At 44.3% G+C, this 15,684-nt stretch carries 13 protein-coding genes and 1 other annotated feature; all 13 genes read left to right on the top strand.

Features of this window, described 5'->3' with window-relative positions; translation table 11 throughout:
- The first annotated feature begins 120 nt into the window (after positions 1–120).
- The 13 genes from AB5754_RS01340 (at position 121) to fetB (ending at position 15,637) form a co-directional block, all read left to right on the top strand.
- A complete protein-coding gene (locus AB5754_RS01340; protein WP_368251236.1) occupies positions 121–1,260 on the top strand; it encodes a cysteine desulfurase family protein in 1,140 nt (379 codons plus the stop codon).
- A 24-nt stretch (positions 1,261–1,284) separates the two neighbouring features.
- Positions 1,285–2,502, top strand: a complete 1,218-nt coding sequence (thiI, locus tag AB5754_RS01335) for a tRNA uracil 4-sulfurtransferase ThiI (RefSeq protein ID WP_368251235.1) — start codon at positions 1,285–1,287, stop codon at positions 2,500–2,502.
- A 171-nt stretch (positions 2,503–2,673) separates the two neighbouring features.
- Positions 2,674–3,324, top strand: a complete 651-nt coding sequence (locus tag AB5754_RS01330) for a redox-sensing transcriptional repressor Rex (RefSeq protein WP_311832985.1) — start codon at positions 2,674–2,676, stop codon at positions 3,322–3,324.
- 170 nt (positions 3,325–3,494) lie between these two features.
- Positions 3,495–3,704: a binding site (T-box leader), on the top strand.
- Between the two features lie 45 nt (positions 3,705–3,749).
- Positions 3,750–6,386: a valine--tRNA ligase gene (locus tag AB5754_RS01325; protein ID WP_368251234.1), complete on the top strand. Its 2,637-nt coding sequence runs from the start codon at positions 3,750–3,752 to the stop codon at positions 6,384–6,386.
- Positions 6,387–6,634: 248 nt separating this feature from the next.
- The gene (locus AB5754_RS01320) at positions 6,635–7,273 is read left to right on the top strand and encodes a GntR family transcriptional regulator (RefSeq protein ID WP_311832987.1); all 639 of its coding nucleotides are present in this window, start codon (positions 6,635–6,637) and stop codon (positions 7,271–7,273) included.
- Between the two features lie 206 nt (positions 7,274–7,479).
- Positions 7,480–8,682, top strand: a complete 1,203-nt coding sequence (locus AB5754_RS01315; protein ID WP_311832988.1) for a glycine betaine/L-proline ABC transporter ATP-binding protein — start codon at positions 7,480–7,482, stop codon at positions 8,680–8,682.
- A complete protein-coding gene (locus tag AB5754_RS01310; protein WP_311832989.1) occupies positions 8,675–10,399 on the top strand; it encodes an ABC transporter permease/substrate binding protein in 1,725 nt (574 codons plus the stop codon). The genes AB5754_RS01315 and AB5754_RS01310 overlap by 8 nt, the downstream gene beginning before the upstream one ends.
- Before the next feature lie 201 nt (positions 10,400–10,600).
- The gene (locus AB5754_RS01305; RefSeq protein ID WP_311832990.1) at positions 10,601–11,923 is read left to right on the top strand and encodes a folylpolyglutamate synthase/dihydrofolate synthase family protein; all 1,323 of its coding nucleotides are present in this window, start codon (positions 10,601–10,603) and stop codon (positions 11,921–11,923) included.
- On the top strand, positions 11,916–12,575 hold the full coding sequence (locus tag AB5754_RS01300; protein ID WP_368251233.1) for an HAD family hydrolase: 660 nt from the start codon (positions 11,916–11,918) through the stop codon (positions 12,573–12,575). The genes AB5754_RS01305 and AB5754_RS01300 overlap by 8 nt, the downstream gene beginning before the upstream one ends.
- A gap of 405 nt (positions 12,576–12,980) precedes the next feature.
- Positions 12,981–13,667, top strand: coding sequence for a DNA repair protein RadC (gene radC / locus AB5754_RS01295; protein ID WP_368251232.1), 687 nt, complete (start codon positions 12,981–12,983; stop codon positions 13,665–13,667).
- Between the two features lie 213 nt (positions 13,668–13,880).
- Positions 13,881–14,081, top strand: coding sequence for a cold-shock protein (locus AB5754_RS01290; protein WP_010754310.1), 201 nt, complete (start codon positions 13,881–13,883; stop codon positions 14,079–14,081).
- A 145-nt stretch (positions 14,082–14,226) separates the two neighbouring features.
- A complete protein-coding gene (locus tag AB5754_RS01285) occupies positions 14,227–14,883 on the top strand; it encodes an ATP-binding cassette domain-containing protein (protein WP_368251231.1) in 657 nt (218 codons plus the stop codon).
- Positions 14,861–15,637, top strand: a complete 777-nt coding sequence (gene fetB, locus AB5754_RS01280) for an iron export ABC transporter permease subunit FetB (RefSeq protein WP_368251230.1) — start codon at positions 14,861–14,863, stop codon at positions 15,635–15,637. Before AB5754_RS01285 ends, fetB begins: the two co-directional genes overlap by 23 nt.
- The last annotated feature ends 47 nt before the right edge of the window (positions 15,638–15,684 follow it).

The raw sequence follows: 15,684 nt of genomic DNA, 5'->3' as shown, positions 1-15,684 counted from the left end.
GGGAGAATAAGGCAAGTCAGCCGGCTTTTCTTGCTTGGAGGCAAAACAGAGTATATAATGAGAAAGAATTTTTTTGACCACTGAAGGTTACATACATATAGTAGTAGAAAGGATAACCAAATGATTTATTTTGATAATAGTGCCACCACGCCCATCCATCCCCAAGCTTTAGATACATACGTGAAGACTAGCCAGCGGATTATCGGCAATCCAGCGAGCCTGCATGACTTGGGCAACCAAGCCAATCGCTTGTTGCAACAAGCGAGAAAACAAATTGCCGAATTACTGCAAGTAGGCCATCATGAAATTTGGTTCACTTCTGGGGGTACAGAAGGGGACAATTGGGTCATTAAAGGCACGGCTTTAGCCAAAAAACAATACGGCAATCACTTGATTATTTCCGCCGTGGAACATCCCGCCGTTCGGGAAGCAGCCTTCGAATTAGAAGCACTAGGCTTTGAAATCAGCATTGCCCCGGTGGATAAGCAAGGCTTTGTAGATGTTGCCGCTCTTGCCAAACTGATTAAAAAAGAAACGATTTTGGTTTCTGTCATGGCAGTGAATAACGAAATCGGTGCCATGCAACCGATTCAAGCAATCTCTGAAGTTTTAGAAAGTCATCCTAAGATTCATTTTCATGTGGATGCGGTACAAGCTATCACTAAAGTTCCCCAAGACAAATGGCTGACGTCTCGAGTGGATTTTGCCACCTTTTCTGCCCATAAATTTCATGGACCTCGAGGCGTGGGCTTTATTTATTGGAAAGAAGGTCGTAAATTGACCCCACTTTTAAGTGGTGGCGGCCAAGAAGACAATCGTCGCAGTGGTACAGAAAATGTGCCGGGAATTGTGGCCATGGCTAAAGCATTGCGTTTAAGTCTGGCTAAAAAAGCAGAAAGACCAGAACACGTGGCTACGCTGAAGAAGTATTTACAAGAAGCACTAGCTAAAACTCCTCAAGTGACGATATTTTCCGGGGAAGCAGATTTTGCACCCCATATTTTGACCTTTGGCTTTAAAGGAATCAGAGGAGAAGTCATGGTTCACGCCTTGGAAGAAAAGCAGATTTATACCTCTACTACCAGCGCTTGTTCCAGTCGCAGCAAGACAGCTAGTTCCACATTAGGCGCCATGGCAGTCCCAGAAGAAGTAGCCACTTCAGCGGTACGAATTTCGCTAGATGAGAGCAACACGATGGCGGAAGTGGAACAGTTTTTAATCATCTTCCGGCAGTTAGCGGAAAAATTCGCTAAAATTTAATTTAGATAAAAGGAGCAGTTCACAATGAACTTAAATTATACGGAAATTATGGTGCGCTATGGGGAACTTTCTACTAAAGGAAAAAACCGCCGCAGTTTTATCATGCGCCTTGCAGAAAATGTTAAAGGGGCTTTAGCAGCTTTTCCTGATGTCACCGTGAAAGGCGACCGGGACCGGATGCATCTGTATCTCAATGGTACCGATAGCCAGCCGGTTATGGAACGGTTGACCAAGGTCTTTGGTATTCAAAATTTTTCTCCTAGTATCCGGGTGGAAAAAGACTTAGATGTGATTATTGCTACGGTGCAAGAATTGATGAAGAGCATTTATACCGGTAGCGAAACTTTTAAAATCACCGCCAAGCGCAGTGACCACGATTTTGTGCAAACTTCAGATGAGTTAAACCAAACATTGGGTTCAGCAGTCTTTCAAGTTTTACCAAGTATTAAAGCCCAAATGAAACGGCCTGATATTAATTTGCGGGTGGAAATTCGTCAAAATGGCGCTTACCTGTCCTATGAAACCATTCAAGGCGCTGGTGGCCTTCCTGTTGGCACCAGTGGTCGGGGCATGTTGATGCTATCAGGCGGGATTGATTCGCCGGTGGCTGGTTATTTAGCCATGAAACGAGGCGTGGAAATCGAAGCGGTGCATTTTGCATCACCTCCTTACACCAGTGAACAAGCTTTGCAAAAAGCCAAGGATTTAACTGAAAAATTGACACCTTATGTGGGCAAGATTCAATTTATCGAAGTACCGTTTACGGAAATTCAAGAAGAAATCAAAAAACACGTGCCTCAAGGGTATTGGATGACCATTACCCGCCGCATGATGTTGCGCTTAACGGATTTAATCCGGGACATGCGCCGAGGTTTAGTGATTATCAATGGGGAATCTTTGGGACAAGTGGCGTCTCAAACCCTGCAATCTATGATGGCGATTAATGAAGTTACCACCACACCGATTATCCGCCCGGTGGTAACTATGGATAAGTTGGAAATCATCGACATCGCCCAAGCCATTGATACCTTTGAATTGGCCATTCAACCCTTTGAAGATTGCTGTACGATTTTTGCTCCGCCTCAACCAAAGACTCGTCCAAGTTTAGAAAAAGTGCAATACTACGAAAAACGCTTGGATATTGAAGGAATGATGGCCCGTTCATTGGCTGATTTACGTATTTCGGAAATCATTCCCGGACAAAACAGTCACCAAGAAGCAGAATTTGCCGATCTATTATAAATTGTAATAGCACTACCGCCAAAACCTCATAATGGGCTTTGGCGGTTTTTTGCCTTTAGAACAGTCTTTTCCCAGCTTTTAATAGGGAGTGCTTGGGGGATGAAAACTATTGCGTGATAAGTAGGTACGTGATACACTAACTATGTGAAAAAACGAACAAAGGAGCCTCCTATGGTTGATGAATTAAATTTAAAAAACGTACCTAAAGCTACGGCTAAGCGCCTGCCGTTGTATTTACGTTATCTGAACATGCTCCAAGACTCTGGGGTGACCCGGATTAAATCCAAAGAATTCAGCGAGATTACTCAAATTCCTTCGGCCACCATTCGTCGAGATTTTTCTCATTTAGGTGAATTGGGCCGTAGCGGGTATGGCTATGACGTGGCTTATTTGATTGAAGTTTTCAATCAGATTTTAAATACCGATGAAGAAAAACGGATTGTTTTGGTAGGCTTTGGTAATCTGGGGAAAGCCTTGGCAAAAAACAATTTTCGCCGCAATAGCAATTTGAATATTATGGCAGTCTTTGATGATAATCCTGAAGTTTATGGGCAAGAAATTGACGGTTATCTCGTGCATCCTATGAGTGATTTGCAAGAAGTGGTGGCAGAGTTAGGCAGTACAGTGGCGATTTCTACTGTGCCTAGTCAATATTCTCAAGACGCTGTGGATCAAATTGTGGATGCGGGCATTACAGCGATTCTAAATTTTGCTCCTGATCGAGTGGAAGTGCCAAATAACGTTCACGTACAATACATTGATTTGACCACGGAGTTGCAGACGTTGATTTTCTTTGATCAAAATTATCAGAAAAAAGCCTAATGTAGAGCTGAAATCAGACTTTCTTATCCCAACACAAGTCACAGCTTTCATCATCCAGTGTACCGATGAAACTTCAATACCAACTCTTTGAGGAAAGACGGCCACGCTTTTTTGTCCGATTTACAAAGGGTGTAGCAGTTTGACTTTCAGAAATTTCCATTGTAGAATAAGTCAAGACGTTGAACAAGAGGAGTAGCTGTAGATTGCGGTTTTAGAGAGAGGGCGGCGCTGGAAAGTCCTTACCCGCTTCAGTGAAGGTAGCTTGGGAGTCATTGATCTGAAATCAGTAGGATTAAACGCTTCGTGTCCGTTAACACACGCTAGAGAGGCAGGAATTTTTCTGCAATTTAGGTGGTACCGCGCTTTTAAGCGCCCTAAGATTTTTCTTAGGGTGCTTTTTTTGTAGTGTAAAAGGAGGAAAAGAAATGACTGAAAACTTATCAACTAAGTACAATCCGAATGAAGTCGAAGCTGGCCGTTACCAAAACTGGCTGGATCAAGACTTGTTTAAACCTAGTGGCATTCCTGATGCCAAACCTTATTCCATCGTGATTCCACCGCCAAATGTCACCGGAAAATTGCATTTAGGCCACGCTTGGGATACTACCTTGCAAGACATGCTGATTCGCCAAAAACGGATGCAAGGCTACGATACTTTATGGTTGCCGGGGATGGACCATGCGGGGATTGCTACCCAAGCAAAAGTGGAAGAAAAACTCCGGGAAGAAGGCATTTCTCGTTATGACTTAGGTCGGGAAAAATTTGTGGACCAAGTTTGGGCTTGGAAAGGGGAATACGCCGATCACATTAAAGAACAATGGGGCAAAATGGGCTTGTCATTGGATTATAGCCGAGAACGTTTTACCTTAGACGATGGCTTGTCCGAAGCAGTACGGAAAGTCTTTGTAACGTTATTTGAAAAAGACTTGATCTATCGGGGAGAATACATCATCAACTGGGATCCCAAAGCTCGTACTGCTTTATCTGATATTGAAGTCATCCACAAAGATGTGGAAGGAGCTTTTTATCACATGAGCTATCCTTTGGCAGATGGTACTGGGGTAGTGGAAATCGCTACGACCCGACCAGAAACCATGCTTGGGGATACTGCGGTGGCTGTTCATCCTGAAGACGCCCGCTATGCCCACTTAATTGGCAAGACGGTTATTTTGCCATTAGTGGATAAGGAAATCCCAATTATCGCAGACGAATATGTAGATATGGAATTTGGAACTGGTGTAGTGAAAATCACTCCGGCCCATGACCCGAATGACTTTGAAGTCGGTAATCGCCACGATCTTCCTCGGGTCAATGTGATGAATGAAGACGGCACGATGAATGACTTAGCGGGCAAATATGCCGGCATGGATCGCTTTGCGGCTCGGAAGATGATTGTCAAAGACCTAGAAGAAATCGGTCGCTTGGTGAAAATCGAAAAAATGATTCATAGTGTCGGACATTCCGAACGTACCGGTGTGGTAGTAGAACCGCGCTTGTCCACCCAATGGTTTGTTCGCATGGCACCATTAGCACAAAAAGCCATTGACAATCAAGGAACTGACAACGCGGTGGAATTCTTCCCGCCCCGTTTTGATCAAACCTTCTTGCGTTGGATGGAAAATGTCCATGACTGGGTAATCTCCCGTCAATTGTGGTGGGGCCATCGGATTCCGGCTTGGTACCACAAGACCACGGGTGAACTTTATGTAGGCATGGAAGCTCCTGCTGATAGTGAAAACTGGGAACAAGATCCCGATGTTTTGGACACTTGGTTTAGTTCTGCGTTGTGGCCATTTTCTACCATGGGCTGGCCTGATGAAGAAGCGCCAGACTTCACTCGCTACTTCCCAACCAATACATTGGTTACCGGCTACGATATTATCTTCTTCTGGGTGAGCCGGATGATTTTCCAAAGTTTGGAATTTACCGGCAAACGACCATTTAACAATGTCTTGATTCACGGTTTGATTCGAGACGAACAAGGCCGTAAGATGAGTAAATCACTAGGGAACGGCATTGACCCCATGGATGTCATTGAAAAATACGGTGCCGATGCCTTGCGCTGGTTCTTATCCAATGGCTCTGCTCCTGGTCAAGACTTGCGCTTTAGCTATGAAAAAATGGATGCAGCTTGGAACTTTATCAATAAAATTTGGAATGCTTCTCGTTTTGTCTTGATGAATGTAGAAGGCATGAGTGCTACTGACATTGACATTATCGGAGAAAAATCTGTAGCCGACCGCTGGATTTTAAGTCGTTTAAACGAAACCGTAGCAAAAGTTACCGAACTCTTTGACCGCTTTGAATTTGGGGAAGCTGGTCGCCAGTTATACAACTTTATCTGGGATGATTTCTGTGACTGGTATATCGAAATGAGTAAAGAAACCCTTTATGGAGAAGCCAGTCCTGCTCAAGTGACCAACAAGAGCATTTTGGTGTATACTTTAGATCAAATTTTGCGTCTCTTGCATCCAATTATGCCCTTTGTCACCGAAGAAATCTGGAGCAAACTGCCTCACGTTGGCACATCACTTGTAGTGGCCGATTATCCTGTGGTCCATCCAGAATTTGAGGATAAAACGGCAGAAAAAGGCATGGCTAGCTTGATTGAATTAATTCGCGCCGTGCGAAATATTCGCTTGGAAGTCAATACACCATTGTCCAGACCGATTACACTCTTGATTCAAACCAGTGACCAAGCCATCGATGAGTTCTTTGTGGAAAACAAAAACTATATCGAACGTTTCTGTAATCCAGAAGAATTGGTGATTTCCTCCACTGTTGAAGCGCCTGATTTGGCTATGTCTGCTGTTCTAACGGGAGCGACCATCTACTTGCCACTAGAAGGTTTAATCGACATCAAAGAAGAAATCGCCCGCTTGGAAAAAGAATTGACCAAGTGGCAAAAAGAAGTATCTCGCGTTCAAGGAAAACTGGCTAACGAACGCTTTGTAGCCAATGCACCGGCAGAACTAGTTGACCAAGAACGGGCCAAAGAAAAAGATTATCTTGAAAAAGAAAAAGCCGTGACCGAACGGATTGTGCAGTTGAAGGCAATTTAGTCCCGCGCGGTAGATAACAAACAAACCTTGTCTAGTTCGCCTAAAGAAACATGCGAATTGAACTTGCAAAGATAAGCCGAAACGCTTCCTAGATTCTTTCATGGAAGCGTCTCGGCTTTTTCCGGCTCCACTACAACAGGGGCGCTTCGAAAAACTGGAAGGGGACTTTTGTCCTAGCTTCTTTTTACTTGTCCTTTTCCTCATTTCATGGGAAAGTGAGTGTAAGAAGGAAAGCAGGAGGAAATGAGATGACTGGAAAAAAATTAACGGTTCCTCGTTATCAACAGATTGCGGTAGAATTGGCTCAGCGAATCGTGGACAAGCGCTATGTGGAAGGGGAGAAACTCCACGCTCGCTCCACCTTGGCTAGTAATTTTAACGTATCGCCAGAAACCGCCAGAAAAGCCATCAATGTGTTGGTGGACCTGGGGATCATGGAAGTCCGTCACGGTAGCGGGGCCTATGTCTCTTCCCGAGAAAAGGCCCAAGCATTTTTGGCCCAGTATCACGACGTTAGTTCGATTCAGGAGATGAAGCAAGAAATCCTACAGAGTGTGGACCGCCAGCAACAGGAGCTGGAGAATTTTTCTTCCCTATTAGACATTTTGGTAAATCACACCAAACGCATCCAACAGACCGCGCCCTTTTTGCCTTATGAGATTAAACTAGATGACAAAGCCCGGCATTTAAACGAATCCATTGGAGAACTGAATATTTGGCAAGAAACCGGTGCCACCGTGGTTGCGTTACAGCACGATGATCGTTTGTTACTCTCTCCCGGGCCTTATGCCAAATTTGAAGCTGGGGAGACAGTATTTTTTGTAGGGGAAGAGCTCGTGTATCAACGGATGGAACACTTTTTCTACCCGCGAGAGGACAAAGTTTAAGAAAAGGTTAAGAGAACAAAACACTAACGTAAAGGAGGTGAAATCGCTTTTGCTGGATTTCGCCTTCTTCCTTTTTTGACAAACTGACCACACGATGTTAACGTTGTGTGGTCAGTTTTTTTGATGGGACGTAAACAATGAATCTGTCGAGTTTCGTAAAAATGAAATAACCTATGAATATTATCTGAAAATAAAGGAGCGAGAATGTGTCAAAAGTAAAGGTAGAACATTTAACCAAAATTTTTGGGAAGAAACAGCATCAAGCCTTGGAAATGATGACCCAGTCCAAATCAAAAACGGAAATCCTAAAAAAGACCGGGGCAACGGTAGGGGTCTATGATGCCAATTTTGAGGTGGAAGAAGGAGAAATTTTCGTCATTATGGGGCTTTCCGGCTCAGGAAAATCCACGCTGATTCGTCTATTGAATCGCTTGATTGATCCCACCAGTGGCGAAATCTACATTGACGGGGAAGATATCGCCAAGATGGACGAAGAGGAACTACAAGAAGTTCGCCGCCACAAAATCAACATGGTTTTTCAAAGTTTTGCTCTCTTCCCTCATCGAACAATCCTAGAAAATACCGAGTTAGGTCTGGAATTACGGGGTATTTCCAAGGAAGAACGCCGGCAAAAAGCCGAGCAAGCGTTAGACAATTCCGGTTTGTTATCCTTTAAAGACCAATACCCGGATCAGCTTTCCGGTGGGATGCAGCAACGTGTAGGCTTGGCCCGAGCTTTGGCCAATGATCCGGAAGTGTTGTTGATGGACGAAGCTTTTTCTGCCTTGGATCCTTTGATTCGTCGGGAAATGCAAGACGAGTTGTTGGATTTACAAGAAAATGTGAAAAAGACCATTATCTTCATTACCCATGATTTGAATGAAGCCTTACGTATCGGAGACCGGATCGCTCTGATGAAAGACGGGCAAGTGATGCAAATTGGTACCGGGGAGGAAATTTTGACGAATCCGGCCAATCAATACGTTCGGGACTTTGTGGAGGACGTGGATCGTTCCAAGGTCTTGACGGCGAAAAATATCATGGAACCGGCAATTACCATGAATATCGAAGCAGACGGGCCAAATGTCGCTTTGAACCGCATGCGTAAAGAAGGGGTCAGCATGCTTTTGGCTGTGGACAAAAAACGTCAATTGAAAGGGAGCTTAACTGCCTTGAAAGCCTTAGAAGCACGGCAGGATGGCTTAGTCTTGAAAACGGTCATCGATAAAAACGTCAAAAAGATTCCTGAAGAAATGCTAGTAACCGATATTTTTGAAGTGATTAAAGATGCAGAAGCACCTTTAGCTGTGGTCGATGAAAATGACAAGTTAAAAGGTGTCGTGATTCGTGGGAGTGTGATTGAAGCCTTGAGCCAATCAGACAAAGAGGAGGTTGCAAACATTGGGTAATTTCTTACAACAAGCAATCCCGGTAGCAGACTGGGTGGAAACATTTACGGATTGGCTGACCAATACCTTTGCCGGGTTATTTTCTTTCATCCAAACCATTGGCCAAGGAGTCATGGACGGCGTCACCACTGTTCTCCTCTTTATCCCGGCGCTCGTCTGGATATTGGGCTTAACGCTCGCGGCCTTTTTCTTAGGAAAGAAGAAACCGGGCTTAGGTATTTTGACCTTTTTCGGCTTACTGTTTATTTATAATCAAGGGCTGTGGACCGATTTGATGAACACGGTGACTTTAGTAATACTGGCGAGCGTGTTATCTGTTTTGATTGGGATTCCACTGGGGATTGGAATGGCGAAGAGCGAACGGGCCAACGCCTTGATTTCTCCTTTACTGGATTTCATGCAGACGATGCCGGCCTTTGTGTATTTGATTCCCGCCGTGGCCTTTTTCGGCATTGGCATGGTGCCTGGGGTCTTTGCTTCCGTGATTTTTGCCTTACCCCCAACGGTTCGCATGACCAACTTAGGGATTCGGCAAATTCCTAGCGAGTTAGTGGAAGCATCGGATTCCTTCGGGGGCACCGGTTGGCAAAAGCTCATGAAGCTAGAACTGCCTTTAGCCAAAGGGACCATTATGGCCGGGGTGAATCAAACGATGATGTTGGCATTATCTATGGTAGTCACGGCTTCGATGATTGGGGCGCCTGGACTAGGCCGAGGCGTATTGTCCGCCTTGCAACAAGCCCAAGTGGGGAATGGGTTTGTTAATGGCTTGGCCTTAGTGATTTTGGCGATTATCATCGATCGCTTTACCCAAAAATTAAATGCACCTAAACAAAAGAAAACGAGTCGTTTGTGGCAGACTACAAAAGGCAAAACCATTACCGGTATTTCCTTAGTAGCCGTAGTTGCGGTGATTATCGCCGCAACGTTTGGTGGTGGTCAAAGCAGTGCCAAAGGGAAGATTCATTTATCCTATGTGGAGTGGGACACGGAAATCGCCTCAACCAATGTGATTGCGGAAGTATTACGCTCAGAGGGCTATGACGTGGAGTTGACGCCTTTAGATATGACGGTAATGTGGCAGTCTGTGGCAAATGGGGAAACGGATGCCATGGTCGCAGCTTGGCTACCCACCACTCATGAAGCCCAATACGAAAAATACCAAGAGCAGTTAGAGGATTTAGGGGACAATCTAAACGGTGCTAAATTGGGCTTAGTTGTTCCTAGCTACATGGATGTGGACGCTATTGATGACTTGACCGATGAAGCTGGTAAGACCATTACCGGGATTGAACCCGGAGCCGGCGTGATGAAAGCCGCAGAAACCACGCAACAAACCTATGGGAATTTAGCCGACTGGCAAGTGGTGTCCTCGTCTTCCGGTGCAATGACGGTAGCACTCGGCAAAGCCATTAAAAATGAAGAGCCCATTGTCATTACCGGTTGGTCTCCCCACTGGATGTTTGCCAAATACGATTTGAAATACTTGGAAGATCCTGAAGGGACCATGGGTAGCGCGGAAAGTATCCACACCATGGCTCGTAAAGGCTTGAAAAATGATTTACCAGAAGCCTACGAGATTTTGGATGCCTTTCATTGGGAACAAGCGGATATGGAGTCTGTGATGCTAGCAATCACGGAAGGACAAACCCCAGAACAAGCAGCCAAAGACTGGATTGCCGCTCATCCTGAAGAGGTCACAGCTTGGACGAATTAGATACTGATTAGAAAAAGTAAGCACAAGTCCCCTATTTAGGGGGCTTTTTGCTATAATGGGGATGTCTCAGAAGGTAGAAATTGACTTAAAAAACGGGCTGTGGCACTTCATGCTAACGAGGTTTCGAGTTGCCGAAGCTGCAGGCCCCGCCTTCTAATCAAAGAATGAACTAAGATAGGAAATGGCAAAATGAGGTGTAAAATGAAAATAAACGATGCGATTGCTTGGATTCACAGCCGACTGCCTTTTGGTAGTCGGCCCGGCTTGGAACGAGTTCAGGCATTATTAGATTTGGTGGGCCATCCGGAAAAAACGGTGCCCACGATTCATATTGCCGGCACCAACGGCAAAGGCTCCACGGTGAGTGGTTTGATGGAGCTGATTAAGGAGTGCGGATTGACCGTGGGAACCTATACGTCTCCTTATGTCGAGTCGTTCAACGAGCGGATTGCCATTGACGGCAAACCCATAGCTGACGCTGACCTCGTAGCTCTAGTGGAGAAATATCGGCCCCTTGTGGAACAATTAGACGCCGACGAAGCAGTGCAGGGCATCACCGAGTTTGAGACCTTGACTGCCATGGCCCTAGATTACTTCCGGGAGCAAGCCGTGGACGTAGCCATTGTGGAGGTGGGCTTAGGGGGGCTTTTGGACTCTACCAACGTGGTGGAACCCATGCTCTGCGCTATTACCACCATTGGCCTGGATCACACGGACATCCTGGGGGACACGTTGGAAAAAATCGCCGCTCAAAAAGCCGGTATCATCAAGCCCGGGGTTCCTGTAGTGACGGGAAATATCTCCAGTGATGCTCTGGCCGTAATCGAAAGTGTAGCGACAAAGAATCAGGCGCCGATTTACCGCTTTGGCAAAGAATACCAAGTGGAGTATCGTCATCCTCACGAACAATGGGGCGAAGTGTTCGATTTCCACAACGAACAGGGAAAACTTGTGGACTTGCACACCTCCTTGGTTGGCCGTCATCAACCGGAAAATGCCGGCGTGGCGGTGGAATTGTTTTATCAATTTTGCCAGTTAAAGGGATTGCCCTTTTCTGCAAAAGACGTGCGCCAGGGCTTGAAACAAGTACAGTGGCCCGCCCGCATGGAGCGTCTGAGCCAAGAACCGTTGATCCTCTTAGACGGAGCCCACAATGATCACGCCATCAAGCGTCTAGTGGAGAACATGAAGAAAGAATTTAAGGACTATCAGATTCACATCCTCTTTTCTGCCTTGTCCACAAAAGACGTGCGGGGGATGATTGAGCAATTACTGGAGCTTCCCAATGCCCGGATTTATGTCACGACTTTTGATTATCCGAAAGCCATTCATCTAGACGATCACTTCACGGAACTGCCGGAAGATCGCATTACCGTGGTTTCTTTATGGCAGTTTGGTTTGGCAGAGATTTTGGAGAAAATGAGCGGCGCAGATGAGTTGCTTTTGGTCACCGGTTCCTTGTATTTTGTTTCCGATGTACGGAATTTATTGTTAGAAATGGGAGGAGATAGCGAAGATGATTAAAGGGGTCATTTTTGATATGGATGGCTTGATTTTTGATACGGAAAATCTTGTCTATCAAGCGAATCAAAAAGCTGCAATGGACTTAGAGATTGCCTTTAATAAGGATGACTATTTGCGTTATTTAGGCATTTCCGATGAAGAATACATTACAACTGCTCATAAAGATTACGATGAACGCTACGGCAAGGAGACAGTAACAAAGTTTATTCGCCGGGCCTATGCGTATACAAAAGAAATGTTTGACGCAGGATTAGTGGAAATCAAGCCAGGAGCTGTGGAACTGTTACACTTTTTAGAGGAGCAAAACATTCCCCGCATCTTAGCTTCTAGTAATAATCGGCCGGAAATCAATCGTTTGTTAAAACAAGCTGGACTTGCTGAGGATTTTCCACTGATTATTTCTGCAGATGATGTGAAGCGAGGAAAACCAGATCCAGCAATTTTTCTAGGCGCTGCGGAAATGTTGCAACTGCCACCAGAGGAACTCTTGGTCTTGGAAGACTCGGCCAATGGAGTAAAAGCCGCGATTGCCGCAAAAATTCCGGTGATTATGGTGCCAGACTTGTTGGAACCAGATGATAAGTTAGCCCAACAAACGTTAGCTGTTTTACCAGATTTACATGAAGTGAGAGACTATTTGGCTAAAAATTAGAGCAACAATCAATTGAATTGATAATTTGTAAGTTCTGAAAGCTCCCATTTGGGGAATTTCAGAACTTTTTTATACTCTTCTTGTTTTCATATAGTGTACTATGTATGTGCTGTCAATTCCCAAGGGAAAATTTAAGATGTGAATACTTCCTATTTAGGCTACGGCAATAGTGCTTTTTATGTAGCAGTGGGGCTGGTTGCTTTTTGTGGCTTTCTCCTGTTTTGTGTGGATTAAAAAATAAGCTTCAATCGTTATTTGTTTAGTTTAGCAATCAACCATAAGCGTCTGTTCTGGAGTAAAATCCTCTATTTTGGGAAAGAATAGCTATCAGCTAATTTTTGGAAATCTCGTCCTCCTTGCGTATTTTTTCTAAAGACGCCATTTTAGAAAAAAAGGAGTGATTTCATGCCCCGTTTAACCGAAAGTCTGCCTGCCACCAGTCGACCTCGTGAACGATTATTACAATATGGTGCCGAAGCTTTGTCTAATCAAGAACTCTTAGCCATTTTATTGCGTACTGGCAGTGGTCAGTTGAATGTATTGGATTTATCTGCTCGAATTCTCCAACAGTATCCCAATTTATTTGAGTTGAAATTTGCGACTAAAGAAGAATTGATGACTTTTCCGGGAATCGGGGAAGTGAAAGCCATCGAAATTTTAACCGCTATTGAACTAGGGAGCCGCATTCAAAAAGCCTTACAGCCAAAGCTGGGCACAATTCGCAGTAGCGTGGAGCTGGCTAGCCAGTTAATGGAAGAATTAAAAGATTATCAACAAGAACATCTTTTGTGTCTGTATCTCAACACCAAAAATGAAATCATTAAAAAAGAAACCCTGTTCATTGGCTCCTTAAATCAAAGTGTCGCCCATCCCAGAGAGATCTTTAAAGGCGCGGTGCGAGTGTCGGCTGCGCGCTTAATTGTGGTCCACAATCATCCCAGCGGCAATCCGAAACCTTCTCAGCAGGACCTGTCCTTTACACGACGTTTAATTGAATGCGGGGAATTGATGGGGATTGAATTATTGGATCATTTAATCATCGGTCATAATCGCTATTTGAGCCTGAGAGAAGAGGGATTTTGGAATAAATGAGTGTCTGCTTGTCATTTAATCCGAACATTTTCAGTAACGAAAACAGAAAGAATAAGCAATAAGCTTGCAATTCTCAATTTCTATGTGTACAATAGGTCTTGTAATTTTGTTTGCTCCATAGAAGTTTTTAACAACGAGTTATACCTCTATCGCATGCAAGGCAACGTTACAAAATTTTGAATGTGCTGACGCACGAGAGAGGATGTATTATACATGGAACACGGAACAGTTAAATGGTTCAACGCAGAAAAAGGCTTCGGATTTATCTCACGGGAAGACGGTAGCGACGTATTCGTTCACTTCTCAGCAATCCAAGGCGAAGGTTTCAAAACTTTAGAAGAAGGTCAAGCAGTGACTTTCGACGTTGAAGATTCAGACCGCGGCCCTCAAGCTGTAAACGTTACTAAAGACTAATATCTTAGAAAACGTACCGGTTCTCCAATTTGGAGGATCGGTTTTTTTGTATGTCGTTTCTTTTAAAGAACTTCAGCGCTTATTTTGGCTCTTTTACGCTGAAGTGGATTTCCTTTGCTATACTAGACCAGAAGGAGTGAGTAGGATGTCAATCATTGAATTAGAGCAGGTGGGCTTTTGTCCTCAACAGACGACCATTTTACGGGATATTACTTTTTCTGTGGAAAAAGGGGACTATGTGGCAATTTCTGGGCCTTCCGGTGGAGGAAAGAGTACATTATTAAAATTAATCGCCACCTTATTAACCCCAAGTAGTGGGAAAATTTATTTTGAGGATAAGATTCAAGGAGAGTACCCGATTACGGAATACCGCAGACAAGTCTCTTATTGTTTTCAACAACCTCAGCTTTTTGGCGAAACCATCGCGGACAATTTGCGCTTTCCCTTTGAAATTCGCCAGCAGGAGTTTGATAGAGAGCAGGTTTATCGTTTGTTAAAGCAAGTGGATTTGTCAAAGCAATTTTTGGACAAATCGATTTTGGAAATTTCCGGCGGGGAACGTCAACGGGTGGCTTTGATTCGTAATTTGCTATTTTTGCCAAAAGTTTTATTGCTAGATGAAGTAACTGTAGGCCTAGACGAAGAGAGCAAACAAATCGTACAACAATTAATCCGCGCTGTTCACCAAGAAGGTGTCACCATTTTGCAAGTGAGTCATGATGAAGAAGACCTTCAGCAGGCCAAACGAGAAATTAAAATTGAAGGAGGGCGACTTGTTCATGGACCAATTAGCAGTCAATAATCAGTCATTGCTCTTTGCTTTTTTGTTAGTCTTAATTGCAGTTTTTATCAGCTATCGAGAAAAATTAAAACTCTCCCGGGATATTTTCTACAGTATTTTTCGCGCCATTATTCAGCTGGTTTTAGTAGGCTATTTATTGAAATATGTCTTTCAAGTGGACAATCGCCTGTTGACCATGGTGATGAGCTTGTTTATTGTCTTTAATGCAGCTTTTAATGCCCACAAACGCAATCCCAATCAGTACAAACAATACTGGACGTCACTGTTGGCGATTTTTGTCAGTACTTATGTGACCATGGGGGTATTGATTTTATCCGGAGCTATTAAATTTATTCCATCCCAGATTATTCCCATTAGCGGTATGATTGCTTCCAATTCCATGGTGGCAATTGGTCTGTGCTACCGCAATTTGGCTAGCTTGTTTCGAGATCAACGGCAACAAGTGCTGGAGAAGTTAGCCTTAGGTGCGGATATGAAAACCGCTTCATTGCCGATTTTGCGAGAAAGCATTAAGGCCGCCATGCAACCCACCATTGATTCGGCAAAAACGGTTGGTTTGGTGAGCTTACCGGGGATGATGTCGGGCTTAATCTTTGCCGGGGTAGACCCAGTGCACGCGATTAAATACCAAATTATGGTGACCTTCATGCTTTTGTCCACCACTAGTCTGGGTTCGATCATCGCCGGATACACCGCTTATCGGAATTATTACAATGAACAACTGCAACTGCGTAGTGGTTTAAGTAAGAAGTAAGCCTAGTAATAGTTTTAAAATCAAAAAAATGTTTCGCAGCCGTAGCT

This window comes from Enterococcus sp. 2201sp1_2201st1_C11_2201SCRN_220225 (genome assembly GCF_040925905.1).
Taxonomy (GTDB): domain Bacteria; phylum Bacillota; class Bacilli; order Lactobacillales; family Enterococcaceae; genus Enterococcus_C; species Enterococcus_C asini_A.
Note: the sequence above shows the minus strand (reverse complement) of the source record. Positions and strands in the feature narration are given on the sequence as shown.

Bases quoted from the DNA above. Each gene is read 5' to 3' on its own strand.
- AB5754_RS01290 (WP_010754310.1), top strand. From the start codon at position 13,881: ATGGAACACGGAACAGTTAAATGGTTCAACGCAGAAAAAGGCTTCGGA.
- AB5754_RS01320 (WP_311832987.1), top strand. From the start codon at position 6,635: ATGACTGGAAAAAAATTAACGGTTCCTCGTTATCAACAGATTGCGGTA.
- fetB (WP_368251230.1), top strand. From the start codon at position 14,861: ATGGACCAATTAGCAGTCAATAATCAGTCATTGCTCTTTGCTTTTTTG.
- AB5754_RS01285 (WP_368251231.1), top strand. From the start codon at position 14,227: ATGTCAATCATTGAATTAGAGCAGGTGGGCTTTTGTCCTCAACAGACG.
- thiI (WP_368251235.1), top strand. From the start codon at position 1,285: ATGAACTTAAATTATACGGAAATTATGGTGCGCTATGGGGAACTTTCT.
- AB5754_RS01340 (WP_368251236.1), top strand. From the start codon at position 121: ATGATTTATTTTGATAATAGTGCCACCACGCCCATCCATCCCCAAGCT.
- radC (WP_368251232.1), top strand. From the start codon at position 12,981: ATGCCCCGTTTAACCGAAAGTCTGCCTGCCACCAGTCGACCTCGTGAA.
- AB5754_RS01305 (WP_311832990.1), top strand. From the start codon at position 10,601: ATGAAAATAAACGATGCGATTGCTTGGATTCACAGCCGACTGCCTTTT.
- AB5754_RS01325 (WP_368251234.1), top strand. From the start codon at position 3,750: ATGACTGAAAACTTATCAACTAAGTACAATCCGAATGAAGTCGAAGCT.
- AB5754_RS01330 (WP_311832985.1), top strand. From the start codon at position 2,674: ATGGTTGATGAATTAAATTTAAAAAACGTACCTAAAGCTACGGCTAAG.
- AB5754_RS01300 (WP_368251233.1), top strand. From the start codon at position 11,916: ATGATTAAAGGGGTCATTTTTGATATGGATGGCTTGATTTTTGATACG.